The 11,652-nt window shown below is 41.9% G+C and carries 12 protein-coding genes; 10 read left to right on the top strand and 2 right to left on the bottom strand.

Going from position 1 to position 11,652, the window contains the following annotated elements; all coding sequences use genetic code 11:
- Positions 1–5 precede the first annotated feature (5 nt).
- The 4 genes from pstB (EJF26_RS01165) to EJF26_RS01180 all read left to right on the top strand — a co-directional run bounded on the left by pstB (EJF26_RS01165) (position 6) and on the right by EJF26_RS01180 (position 3,218).
- On the top strand, positions 6–809 hold the full coding sequence (pstB, locus tag EJF26_RS01165; RefSeq protein ID WP_000049853.1) for a phosphate ABC transporter ATP-binding protein PstB: 804 nt from the start codon (positions 6–8) through the stop codon (positions 807–809).
- A 12-nt stretch (positions 810–821) separates the two neighbouring features.
- Positions 822–1,580: a phosphate ABC transporter ATP-binding protein PstB gene (gene pstB / locus EJF26_RS01170; RefSeq protein ID WP_000138669.1), complete on the top strand. Its 759-nt coding sequence runs from the start codon at positions 822–824 to the stop codon at positions 1,578–1,580.
- An 11-nt stretch (positions 1,581–1,591) separates the two neighbouring features.
- A complete protein-coding gene (gene phoU / locus EJF26_RS01175; protein WP_000946474.1) occupies positions 1,592–2,245 on the top strand; it encodes a phosphate signaling complex protein PhoU in 654 nt (217 codons plus the stop codon).
- Between the two features lie 157 nt (positions 2,246–2,402).
- Positions 2,403–3,218 carry an ABC transporter substrate-binding protein gene (locus EJF26_RS01180; RefSeq protein WP_000669526.1) on the top strand — a complete coding sequence of 272 codons (816 nt, stop codon included), beginning with the start codon at positions 2,403–2,405 and terminating at the stop codon, positions 3,216–3,218.
- Positions 3,219–3,237: 19 nt separating this feature from the next.
- Here the strand turns inward: EJF26_RS01180 and EJF26_RS01185 are convergent, their stop codons facing one another.
- Positions 3,238–4,509, bottom strand: a complete 1,272-nt coding sequence (locus tag EJF26_RS01185) for an aminotransferase-like domain-containing protein (protein ID WP_000166363.1) — start codon at positions 4,507–4,509, stop codon at positions 3,238–3,240.
- 144 nt (positions 4,510–4,653) lie between these two features.
- Here EJF26_RS01185 and budA point away from each other — a divergent pair, with 144 nt between their 5' ends.
- The 4 genes from budA to EJF26_RS01205 all read left to right on the top strand — a co-directional run bounded on the left by budA (position 4,654) and on the right by EJF26_RS01205 (position 8,307).
- Entirely contained in the window at positions 4,654–5,385 is a 732-nt protein-coding gene (gene budA, locus EJF26_RS01190) for an acetolactate decarboxylase (protein WP_000375400.1), read from the top strand.
- Positions 5,386–5,394: 9 nt separating this feature from the next.
- Entirely contained in the window at positions 5,395–6,147 is a 753-nt protein-coding gene (locus EJF26_RS01195) for a YhfC family intramembrane metalloprotease (RefSeq protein ID WP_000215868.1), read from the top strand.
- 371 nt (positions 6,148–6,518) lie between these two features.
- Positions 6,519–7,331, top strand: a complete 813-nt coding sequence (locus EJF26_RS01200) for a Cof-type HAD-IIB family hydrolase (RefSeq protein ID WP_000153221.1) — start codon at positions 6,519–6,521, stop codon at positions 7,329–7,331.
- Positions 7,332–7,374: 43 nt separating this feature from the next.
- Positions 7,375–8,307, top strand: coding sequence for a LacI family DNA-binding transcriptional regulator (locus EJF26_RS01205; RefSeq protein WP_000182001.1), 933 nt, complete (start codon positions 7,375–7,377; stop codon positions 8,305–8,307).
- Positions 8,308–8,331: 24 nt separating this feature from the next.
- Here EJF26_RS01205 and EJF26_RS01210 read toward each other — a convergent pair whose 3' ends face one another.
- Positions 8,332–9,540 (bottom strand): MFS transporter, encoded by a 1,209-nt coding sequence (locus EJF26_RS01210; RefSeq protein WP_000750388.1) that lies wholly within the window; start codon positions 9,538–9,540, stop codon positions 8,332–8,334.
- Between the two features lie 99 nt (positions 9,541–9,639).
- Between EJF26_RS01210 and EJF26_RS01215 the strand changes: the two genes are divergently transcribed.
- Together EJF26_RS01215 and murB are read left to right on the top strand one after the other, a co-directional pair.
- Positions 9,640–10,461 carry an AraC family transcriptional regulator gene (locus tag EJF26_RS01215; RefSeq protein ID WP_000780492.1) on the top strand — a complete coding sequence of 274 codons (822 nt, stop codon included), beginning with the start codon at positions 9,640–9,642 and terminating at the stop codon, positions 10,459–10,461.
- 267 nt (positions 10,462–10,728) lie between these two features.
- Entirely contained in the window at positions 10,729–11,634 is a 906-nt protein-coding gene (gene murB / locus EJF26_RS01220) for a UDP-N-acetylmuramate dehydrogenase (RefSeq protein WP_000177106.1), read from the top strand.
- The last annotated feature ends 18 nt before the right edge of the window (positions 11,635–11,652 follow it).

Raw genomic sequence — 11,652 nt, forward strand, 5'->3', positions numbered from 1 at the left:
AAGCCATGTCAAAATATAACTGGGATGAAAAGCATATCATCACCTTCCCTGAAGAAAAAGTGGCCCTCTCTACCAAGGATTTACATGTTTACTATGGTAAAAATGAATCCATCAAGGGCATCGATATGCAATTTGAAAAAAATAAAATTACGGCCTTGATTGGTCCATCTGGATCAGGGAAATCTACCTACCTTCGCAGTCTCAATCGGATGAATGATACCATTGATATTGCCAAGGTCACAGGTCAAATCCTCTACCGAGGGATTGACGTTAACCGTCCAGAAATCAATGTCTATGAGATGCGCAAGCATATCGGAATGGTCTTTCAACGTCCAAATCCATTTGCTAAGTCTATTTACCGCAACATCACTTTTGCTCATGAACGTGCAGGAGTCAAGAATAAGAAAGTCTTGGATGAAATTGTCGAAACCTCTCTCCGACAGGCTGCCCTTTGGGATCAGGTCAAAGATGACCTCCACAAATCAGCCTTGATGCTCTCTGGTGGACAGCAACAACGTCTCTGTATCGCTCGCGCCATCTCTGTCAAGCCAGATATCCTCTTGATGGATGAACCGGCGTCAGCCTTGGATCCGATTGCGACAGCCCAACTGGAAGAAACTATGTTGGAATTGAAGAAAGACTTTACCATCATCATCGTTACCCACAGTATGCAGCAGGCAGCGCGTGCAAGTGACTACACAGGATTTTTCTACTTGGGCGATTTGATTGAGTATGATAAGACATCCAATATTTTCCAAAATGCCAAGCTACAGTCTACCAATGACTATGTAACGGGACACTTTGGTTAGAAAGGAAGCAGTATGACAGAACCGATTTTGCAGGTTAAAGACCTGTCCGTTTATTACAATAAAAAGAAGGCCTTGAATAGTGTTTCCCTTTCTTTCCAACCTAAGGAAATAACCGCCTTGATTGGTCCTTCTGGATCAGGAAAGTCCACTCTGCTCAAGGCTATCAACCGCATGGGCGATCTAAATCCTGAGGTGACAACAACTGGAACAGTGATTTATAATGGTCACAATATCTACAGTCCGCGTACCGATACGGTTGAATTGCGTAAGGAAATCGGTATGGTCTTTCAACAGCCCAATCCCTTCCCTATGTCTATTTACGAAAATGTTGTCTACGGCCTACGTATCAATGGAGTCAAGGATAAACATGTTTTGGACGAAGCAGTGGAAAAAGCCTTGCAACGCGCTTCTATCTGGGATGAGGTCAAGGATCGCTTGCATGATTCAGCCATTGGTCTCTCAGGTGGCCAACAGCAACGTGTTTGTGTTGCCCGTGTCTTAGCAACCAGTCCCAAGATTATTCTCTTGGATGAACCGACTTCAGCTTTGGATCCTATCTCGGCTGGTAAGATTGAGGAAACCTTGTATGGTCTGAAAGATAAATACACCATGCTCTTGGTAACGCGTTCCATGCAACAAGCCTCTCGTATCTCTGATAAAACAGGATTTTTCCTAGATGGGGATTTGATCGAGTTTAACGATACGAAGAAGATGTTCCTAGACCCACAAAACAAGGAAACAGAAGATTATATTACAGGAAAATTTGGATAAGGAGTTGAATGATGTTACGATCACAATTTGAAGAAGATTTGGAGAAATTGCACAACCAGTTCTACGCCATGGGACAAGAAGTGCTCTCACAAATCAATCGTACAGTGCGTGCCTTTGTCACGCATGACCGTGATTTGGCAAAAGAAGTTATCGAGGAAGATGCAGAGATAAATGAATACGAAGTGAAGTTGGAAAAGAAATCATTTGAAATGATCGCCCTCCAGCAACCTGTTTCGCAAGACCTTCGTACTGTTTTGACCGTTCTAAAGGCGGTATCAGACGTGGAACGCATGGGAGATCATGCAGTGTCTATCGCTGAGGCGACCATTCGTATGAAAGGGGAGCAACGTATCCCTTCTGTTGAAGAAGAAATCAAAAAGATGGGACGCGACGTGAAAAACTTCGTTGAAGCAGCCCTAGATCTCTATCTCAACGGTTCTGTGGATCAAGCCTACGAAGTAGCGGCTATGGATGAAAAAATCAACCATTACTTTGATAGCATCCGTGATTTGGCTACAGAAGAAATTAGGAAAAATCCTGACGCCATCGTTACAGGTCGTGATTACTTCCAAGTCATTTCTTTCTTGGAACGTATCGGAGACTACGCTAAAAATATCTGTGAATGGGTTGTTTACTTTGAAACAGGGAAGATTGTCGAACTCTAAGAAATGGATTAAATATGCACTAAAAAGGCTAATCAACTCAGATTAGTCTTTATTTTTGAATAAAAAGGAATTTTTTGAAATGAAAATTCTGAAAATGTTGACAAGTATTTTCAAATAGGTTATAATTATTCAGAAATAACAGAAAGGTCGTTTATTTATGAAATTTAAAAAATGGATGTTAGTTGTGTGTAGTATGCTTGCCAGCATGGTTTTGGTAGCTTGCCAATCAAGTACGGATAGTTCTCAGTCTGCTGTGGAGGCTATCAAACAAAAAGGCAAGCTAGTCGTTGCGACCAGCCCAGACTATGCACCATTTGAATTCCAATCCTTGGTAGATGGTAAAAACCAAGTGGTTGGTGCGGATATTGATATGGCTCAAGCAATTGCGGATGAACTTGGAGTTAAACTTGAAATCTCTAGCATGAGTTTTGACAATGTCTTGACCAGTCTTCAAACTGGAAAGGCTGACTTAGCTATTGCTGGTATTAGTGCTACAGATGAGAGAAAGGAAGTCTTTGACTTTTCAATCCCTTACTATGAAAACAAAATGAGCTTCTTGGTTAGAAAAGCCGATTTAGACAAATACAAGGATCTTACAAGCCTCGCAAGTGCCAATATCGCAGCTCAAAAGGGAACTGTACCAGAAACCATGGTCAAGGAACAATTGCCAAATGCCCAGTTGACATCTTTGACCAATATGGGGGAAGCAGTCAATGAGCTGCAGGCTGGAAAAGTGGATGCTGTTCATATGGATGAACCAGTTGCTCTTAGCTACGCAGGTAAAAACTCAGACCTTGTCGTTGCATCTGCTAACTTGACAATGAAAGATGGCGAAGCCAATGCCGTTGCTATCAAGAAGGATCAATCAGACTTGAAAGCAGTAGTCGATAAGGTTATCCAAAAACTGAAAGATGACGGAACCTATCAAAACTATCTAGAAAAAGCAGCGAAACTAACAGAAGTTGAACAATAAGAAAAAACAGAGTTGGACTTTAATCCAATTCTGTTTTTATGTATTCTAATAGCTCTTCTAGATTTTCAAGAGTGACTTTGGCGAACTGATAAGGGCAGGCATCCAAATAAGCCTTCTCAAAAAAGTCTAGTTTGAGTGAGCTGTGTTTCAAACTGGCAATTTTAGGATAGTTTCTCAAATCAAGCAGAAGGCCATCGTGTAGAGGATAGTGGGGCAAGGGACAGGTGTTTTCTTCAAGCACTTTCTTTATCCGAGCCTGATAATTCTCTTGAAGGGTCAATCTGGCCAATCGATTTTTTTCAAATAACTGGCTATCGATGTAAAGAGAAAGAGCCTTTTGCATGATGAGATTGCTGTCATAGTCCAGGATATTTTTGTAGGAAACAAAGGCCTTTTTTAGGGCATTTGGGAGAATGAGAGCGGTAATACGAAGGGCTGGAAAGAGACTGGTTGAGAAGGATTTGATATAAATGACCCGATCCTCAGTATCCAGATAGTGGAAGGTTTGGCCCTTTCTAGGATCTAGGTCCCCTAAATAGTCATCCTCTACGATGTAAACACCATACTGGTTTGCTAGATCCAGAATAGCCCTTTTTTCCTGATCAGAATAGGAATGGCCAAGAGGATAGTGGAAGCGAGGAATGGTATAGAAAAACTTGATTTTCCCAGATTTGAATTGTTTTTCCAGTTCTTCAAGGTCAATGCCATCAATACGGCGTTCAATGGTCTGGTAGGCTAATCCTTGAGCGACCAAGAGGCGATTCATCCGGTGATAGGTCGGTTGTTCGACCAAAATCTCAGCTCCCTCGCTCGGAAAGTTAATCTGAGAAAGGATAAAGAGAGCTTGCTGGGTGCCAGATGTTAGAACCAGTTGGTCGGGTTTGCAGTAGAGGGCTTGGTCAAAGAGGAGTTGATGGACAGATTGTCTCAGTTCCTCAAGGCCTTCTTGGTTATCATAGTAGTTGAAGAGATAGTTTTCTCGACCTATCAGGGTTTCATTGACGCAGAGTCTGAAGTCGTCATAAGCACTGGCATGTTCGTCAGTGACTTCGATTTCCAAGTCCTGATGCTGTCCTTGTTCTAGAACATAGTAGCCACTTTGGGGTTTGGCATAGAGGTATTGTTCATGGCGTAATTCCAGCAGGGCTCGTTGGATAGTGTCCTTGCTACAGTGGAAGTCTTGGCTCAATTGACGGATAGAGGGAAGTCTGCTACCAGTTGGGAATTTTCCTGATTCGATATCTTTTTTGAGAAAGGAAACGACTGCTTGGTACTTGCTTTGCTTCGTCATCCTAGACCTCCTTTGATTTTGTTACATTGTACCTTTTTTTTGCCGCCTTTGCAATGGGAAAAGCATTCCCCCTTTCACATCTAGGAGCAAATGTGGTATACTTAGAAAGTATGATGATTCATTGAAAAGAAGATAAGAAAGAGAATGGATAGAAAAGTGCAGGAACCGGTAAAATTATTTCAATACAATACTCTAGGTGCCCTAATGGCAGGTCTCTATGGTGGAACCATGACAGTAGGAGAATTGCTGGAGCATGGCGACCTTGGATTGGGAACCTTGGATTCGATTGATGGGGAGTTGATTGTCCTTGATGGTAAGGCTTATCAAGCCAAAGGTTCAGGGGAGCAACCTGAAATTGTAGAAGTCGCACCTGATGCCCTTATCCCATATGCAGCAGTGGTCCCCCATCAGGCAGAAGTGATTTTCCGTCAGCGCTTTGAGATGACGGACAAGGAATTAGAAAAGCGAATTGAGTCCTACTATGATGGGGAAAATCTTTTTCGTTCCATCAAGATTCATGGGGAATTCGCCCACATGCATGTGCGGATGATTCCCAAATCCACACCTGATACCAAATTTGCTGATGTAGCGACTCACCAACCTGAATATAGCCGTGAAAATGTATCGGGAACCATTGTTGGATTTTGGACACCTGAGATTTTCCATGGGGTGAGTGTTGCAGGCTATCATTTGCATTTTATCTCAGATGACTTGACCTTTGGTGGGCATGTGATGAACTTTGTTATCAAAGAAGGAATGATCGAGGTTGGGGCAGTCGACCAGTTGGACCAACGTTTTCCAGTCCAAGATCGCCAGTATTTATTTGCCAAATTTAACGTTGACGAGATGAAGAAAGATATTGATAAGTCAGAATAGGAGAAAAAGATGACAGTACATATTATCCTTACTATGATTGCTTTGCTTCTCATTCTAGTAGGTGGGACTTGGTACGCCAAAAAACAGTTTAAAATCTCTCTTGCAGTGATGGGCTTGGGAGCAATCGCATTTTTTGTTTCTTCTCAAGTGTTAGAGAAGATTGTTCACCTTCTGATACTCCATCCGCAAAAAGACGGAACCATTCCGCTCATGAATGAGCAACCTTTCCTATATGTTCTTTATGCGATTGCCATGGCTGCCCTCTTTGAGGAAACTGCCCGCCTCGTCTTTTTTAAATGGTTGGAGAAAAAGAGAAGTCTAGAAGAGAAAGACGCTTTGGCTTACGGCTTGGGACATGGAGGTTTGGAGTTGCTCTATCTCGGGATGGGAAGCTTAATCAGTTTGTTGATCCTCTTTTCACTCATCCAGTCTTCAAACACTGATGTAGCCAATCTCCTTCCAAAGGCTACCCTCGAAACGGTTCAGTCTCTATCGATATGGCAGGTTTATTTATTAGGAGTTGAGCGTGTGCTTGCCCTAGTTCTCCAAATCGGTCTTTCCATCTGGGTTTACCAAAGTGTTAGCCAAAAGAAATGGATCTACCTAGTTGCTGCTTATTGTTTGCATGCCTTGTTTGACTTGGCTCCAGCCTTATCTCAAGTGGGATGGATTGCAAATCCGCTTCTAGTTGAGTTTATTCTTCTCGTAGAACTTTTAGTCTTTATCTGGCTAACCAAATCTACATTTTGGAAAAAATCATAGAAAGAGGGGTGACCTCTTTTTATTGTTCTCTCTTAACTCTGTTTTTGTCTATTTCTTACTATTTACCACCCGTTGTATTATCTGGAAGACAAGCCTATCTTTCTGTTTAACACCTATTTACCAAGGGACAGTCAGCTTTTCAAGAAATGAGAAACTTGTTTGATAAAATCTTTCAATTAAGCCAAGGAGATGCCGTTATCAAGCAAACCCACATCAACTCTGTCTATGTTCGAAAATAATTTAAAAATTTTTTTATTTTTCTCTTGACATGGAACGCGTTCCAGAATGTACAATGGTATCAAAGGTTGGGAATGCGCATTTAAACCGACCTATCACACGCTAGCGGACAAAGAAGAAAAGAGGACAACATTATGACCATCAAACGTATTTTTTCGGATATGGACGGCACCCTTCTCAATTCTGAGGGCCGCGTTTCTAGCGAGAATAGCAAGGCTATCCGCGATGCTCAGATTCCGCTGACTCTGGTTTCTGCTCGAGCTCCAATGGAAATGAGAGAGGCTATCGAAGCACTTCAGCTGACTGGCCCTCAAGTAGGTTTTAACGGTGGTTTGATTTATCAGATTGTGGATGGAAAGGTCAAGCCCCTTCATATAGATATTCTCCCTAGAAAGACAGCACAAACTATCTTACAGGCAGTGCGCCAGCATTTTCCACAAATTAGCGTCAGCTATTATGATATGACGAACTGGTATTGTGATAGAATAGATGAAGGGATTCGTCTAGAGTTCAACATCACGCGCCAGGCACCAACGCTTACAAACGAGGCTAATTTTCTAGCTGCCAAGGACAATACCTTCAAGATAATGATGATTACCTTAGATAATGACGATTTATTGGCACTGGAGAAATACTTGCAAGCCCTAGACTTGGGCGAGGTCAGCATTCTCCGATCTGGTCAATATCATCTAGAAATTACCAGCAAAACTGCTAAAAAATCAAAAGGTATTGCTTATATTCTCAAAAAAGAAGGTTTAGATAAGAACCAGACCGCTGCCTTTGGTGATGGGCACAACGATATCCCAATGTTTGAGATGGTGGGCCATCCAATCGTAATGGGCAATGCCTTTCCTGACATCAAAGAGCTAGCTTATAAGGTAACACGCAGCAATGATGAACATGGTGTCGGCTACGGCATCCGTAAATATCTCAAAAAAATCCATTAATCACGTGTTTGGAGGGTGTCAATCCTCCTATAGAAAGCAAACAATGACAAATATTCGAAAAATTGCCAAACTGACTGGTTACTCAGTTTCTAGCGTGTCACGCGTCATCAACAACCATCCCCATGTATCCGAGGAGGCTCGTCAGAAAATCCTGCAAGTCATGGAGGAACTGGACTACCGCCCCAACATTCTAGCTCAGGAGTTAAGTTCGGGTTCGACTCGTCGGGTCGGTGTAGTTATTCCCCACACGACCCTGCACCCTTATTTTAGTCAGTTACTTAACGGGCTCTTGGATGCGGCTATGGATCATAACTATACCTTGCTCATTCTACCTTCTCGTTATGATATAGACTTGGAAAAATATTATCTGGAGCAGCTTCGAGGAAGAGCCTTTGACAGTCTTATTTTCACCTCTCGCAGTGTGGACATAGAAACCATTGCTTCCTACGCTAAGTATGGCAATATTGTCTGCTGTGAAGAAGTGCAGAACCCCAATCTGAGTAGCGTTTATGTGAGCCGCACCCATGCCTGTAAGACAGCCTTCAACTGGATTAAAGACCAGGGAAAAAGTAAAATTGCTCTGCTATTTACCCGAAAAGACCTAAAAAGTTCCACCTACCGTCTCACTATGGAAGCCTACAAGGAAGTTTTTGGTGAAAAAACAGAACCTCTGATTTTGGATGGTATTTCCACGGGAGAGGATGCTTATGAGCAAGGGGATAGCCTACTAGAGCAAGATTTAGACTGTATTTTCAGCAACGGAGATGATGTGGCAACTGGTGTAGTTCGCTATTATCAGGAGAAAAATCTTGAATTACCTTTGCTGATTGGCCAAGAAAAGCAACTGACAGGAGAGGTGCTGGGGATTCCTACCATTGATAACAAATCCTACCAACTCGGTCAGGAAAGTTTCAAACAAGCTCTCTCTGACGAAAAACGAACCATTATCCTACAATCGGAGTTTATCATACGATGATAAAATAGGCTCAAGCGGCAATCGTCACTTGAGACCTGTTTTTCTTTTATACAGCATCCGTAAACAAACCAGGATGCAGATGCTTAGGCAGGCAATCAAGACCAGACGATACGGATCCAGCCCTGAACTGGAACTAGCTAGGTGCACCAAGTTACCAGAGAGATAAAAGACAAGTACGCTAACAAGATAGGCAATCCCCTGATAAATATTCCAAATTGTAAAGGGGCTAGGACTTGCTGCTTGGTGTTTGACTAGAGAAATGTAGAGTCCCCATAGAGCTCCCACAGCCCCATTTAATAACCCCCAACCTATGCTCCAAAAGATTGTATAGGATACAGCATCGTGGGGAAGAAAGAAGATCAAAAGAATCTCGCATCCCGTTACTACCAGTAAGATTGTGAAAAACGTAGAACGTCTTTTTTCAAAGCAAGGACCTGCAAGAGCAAAGGCTAGGACGTTCCCCAGCAAACTCATACTCGAATATAGAGAAACGAGGTTGGCGGAGAGGTGCAATACCTGTACCATATAGAGGACATTCATTGTTAAGGTCACATATAAAATCAAACTATCCAAAAGTAGGATACGGACATGGTGCCAGAGCTGTTTTTTCAAAACCTGCCAATCCATCCGCCTTGTTACTTGATGATTTTGAAACAAGCTATAGTCTGTTTGTAACTGTTTCAAAAGGATAAACTGCATGAACAGACTAGCAAGAGCAATCACCAGTAACCAACGATAATGAAGTGCAGTCAACTCTTTTCCGATGAAAAAGGAAATAAGAAGGGTATAAAAGCTCGTGACCAGCTGAAACAAACCTAAGTAACTGAGAAATTTTGCGCGGACTTTCTCTTCTGTTAATAATAATATTAAGGGATTCCAAGCCAGACCAAAGCCCAACTCCACGGCTATCTGATATAGAATCAGAAAAAGAGCATAGATAGAAAAAGTCACACTTTCGTAGGGAATCACTACTAATATCCCTAGCAAACACAGCTTAGACAGTATACTCCACCGCATCAGGTCAAGGAGATTTTTCCTTCGCATCAGATAAGACAAGGGAATGCGGACAAGGGCTATAATCGGTAGCATTGTGATAAGCCAGCTATTTTGCAAATCACTAAAACTTAAAATCTGACTCATAAAAAGAATCATGAAGTCACCTGTTATGGTGATGGAAACAATTTGATTACTGAGGTTGAGCCCTACCATACTAGATTGATACGATTTTTTCATTTGTTCTCCTTTCTTGCCTCATTATAAACCAGAGTTTGTCCCTTTTCTAGGAGTTCATGATGAAGAAATATGCACTTATGTTGCAAGGAGGAAGTATTTATGAAACTATGGCACTATTTTAAAGAAACATCTAAGGAATTTTACCTTGAAGAATGTGGGATTGATGATTATTCTAGCTTTCCGTTTTATGACTATACTGTTTTTCAGGATTTTGTCATCCACTGGATTTGTGAGGGGAAAGGGTATCTGCAAGTTGATGGGCAGACTTACTCTTTGGAGAAAAATGATGGTTTTATCCTAAGAAAAGGCCAAAAAGTGCGTTATTGGGCAAATCAAGAAGATCCTTGGACAAGCTACTGGCTGGGATTTTCTGGAGACAAATTAAGCGACTATCTCCAAAACACACAAGTTTTTTATGAGTCTGTTTGCCATTTCGATAGTTATTTTCAAAGCAGGGAAATTATTCAAGATATATGTCACAAAACTGCAGAAAGTAGGCAAAAAGAAAGCTGGTACCAGATGCAAATTTATACCTTCCTTTACTACCTGCAGGAAGAATTTCCAGCAGAAATACCTCTGAATGTCACTCAACACCCTGTTGAAAAAGCTGCGCAAATTTTGCTACATCAGTACCAACAAGACATCTCCATTCAAGACTTGGCATCCCAGGTCGGATTGAGTCGTAGTACCTTGTTTCGTCAGTTTAAGAAACTTTACCATAAATCTCCTCAGCAATTTCTCCTTGAAACACGCCTGCTAAAGGCAAGAACACTCTTAACTGACACCAATCTATCTATAAAAGAAATTACCTTGGAAGTCGGCTATCAGGATCAGCTAGTCTTTTCAAAAGCTTTTAAGCATTTTTTCTCTGTGAGTCCTAAATTTTACCGCCAAAGCTGGAAAAAGTCCCCACTCGATTAGCATCCATCTCAGCATTTGCTTTAGAAGGGTCTTATTGATTGCTTCAAGTGCAGACAGATTCAATATAAAAAAATTTTTTAAAACAGCATCCTGAAAGATAGATATCATTCATCTAACTTTTGGGGTGTTTTTCTATTGCCTCCCATTCACGTCAACATCTGAATCCATCATTTGAAAAACATAAGTTGAATTATCAATAGTAATTTGAGGTCGTCAAAAGTCCTTAAAAATGGTATAATGAAATCACTCTATAAAAGGATGAGAGACATGACATTAGTAACTAAAATACAAGAACAATTAGAAGGAATCGATATTCGTTTCAAGGAACCCTTGAAGACCTATACCTATACCAAGGTAGGAGGTCGAGCGGATTACCTAGTTTTGCCACGCAATCGCTATGAGATGGTGCGTGTCGTCCAATTTGCCAATCAGGAGAATATTCCTTGGATGGTGCTAGGAAATGCCAGCAATATCATTGTTCGTGAAGGTGGAATCCGTGGTTTTGTCATCTTGTGTGATAAGCTTAATAACGTTTCAGTTGATGGTTATACCATTGAGGCAGAAGCGGGTGCTAATTTGATCGAGACAACACGTATTGCCCTTCGTCATAGTTTGACTGGTTTTGAGTTTGCTTGCGGCATTCCAGGGAGCATCGGAGGTGCTGTCTTTATGAATGCGGGTGCCTACGGGGGAGAGATTGCTCACATTTTGCAGTCTTGTAAGATTTTGACCAAGGAAGGGAAAATCGAGACCTTATCTGCCAAGGATTTGGCTTTTGGTTACCGCCATTCAGCTATTCAGGATTCTGGGGCCATTGTCTTGTCGGCTAAATTTGCTCTTGCTCCAGGAAATCACCAGGTCATCAAGCAGGAAATGGATCGCTTGACGCACCTACGTGAACTCAAACAACCTCTAGAATACCCATCTTGTGGTTCGGTCTTTAAGCGTCCAGTGGGGCATTTTGCAGGACAGTTAATTTCAGAGGCTGGCTTGAAAGGCTATCGTATCGGTGGTGTTGAAGTATCTGAAAAGCATGCTGGTTTCATGATCAATGTTGCTGACGGAACGGCGAAAGACTACGAGGACTTGATCCAATCTGTTATTGAAAAAGTCAAGGAACACTCAGGTGTCACCCTTGAGAGAGAGGTTCGAATCTTGGGTGAGAAGGAATAAGGTTTCGCCAGAATAGCT

This window comes from Streptococcus oralis subsp. dentisani (assembly GCF_007475365.1).
Classification (GTDB): domain Bacteria; phylum Bacillota; class Bacilli; order Lactobacillales; family Streptococcaceae; genus Streptococcus; species Streptococcus mitis_AX.

Excerpts from the sequence above, each read along its gene's own strand:
- phoU (WP_000946474.1), top strand. The coding sequence starts at position 1,592 with ATGTTACGATCACAATTTGAAGAAGATTTGGAGAAATTGCACAACCAG.
- budA (WP_000375400.1), top strand. The coding sequence starts at position 4,654 with ATGGATAGAAAAGTGCAGGAACCGGTAAAATTATTTCAATACAATACT.
- murB (WP_000177106.1), top strand. The coding sequence starts at position 10,729 with ATGACATTAGTAACTAAAATACAAGAACAATTAGAAGGAATCGATATT.
- EJF26_RS01210 (WP_000750388.1), bottom strand. The coding sequence starts at position 9,540 with ATGAAAAAATCGTATCAATCTAGTATGGTAGGGCTCAACCTCAGTAAT.
- EJF26_RS01195 (WP_000215868.1), top strand. The coding sequence starts at position 5,395 with ATGACAGTACATATTATCCTTACTATGATTGCTTTGCTTCTCATTCTA.
- EJF26_RS01180 (WP_000669526.1), top strand. The coding sequence starts at position 2,403 with ATGAAATTTAAAAAATGGATGTTAGTTGTGTGTAGTATGCTTGCCAGC.
- EJF26_RS01200 (WP_000153221.1), top strand. The coding sequence starts at position 6,519 with ATGACCATCAAACGTATTTTTTCGGATATGGACGGCACCCTTCTCAAT.
- EJF26_RS01215 (WP_000780492.1), top strand. The coding sequence starts at position 9,640 with ATGAAACTATGGCACTATTTTAAAGAAACATCTAAGGAATTTTACCTT.
- EJF26_RS01205 (WP_000182001.1), top strand. The coding sequence starts at position 7,375 with ATGACAAATATTCGAAAAATTGCCAAACTGACTGGTTACTCAGTTTCT.
- pstB (WP_000138669.1), top strand. The coding sequence starts at position 822 with ATGACAGAACCGATTTTGCAGGTTAAAGACCTGTCCGTTTATTACAAT.
- EJF26_RS01185 (WP_000166363.1), bottom strand. The coding sequence starts at position 4,509 with ATGACGAAGCAAAGCAAGTACCAAGCAGTCGTTTCCTTTCTCAAAAAA.
- pstB (WP_000049853.1), top strand. The coding sequence starts at position 6 with ATGTCAAAATATAACTGGGATGAAAAGCATATCATCACCTTCCCTGAA.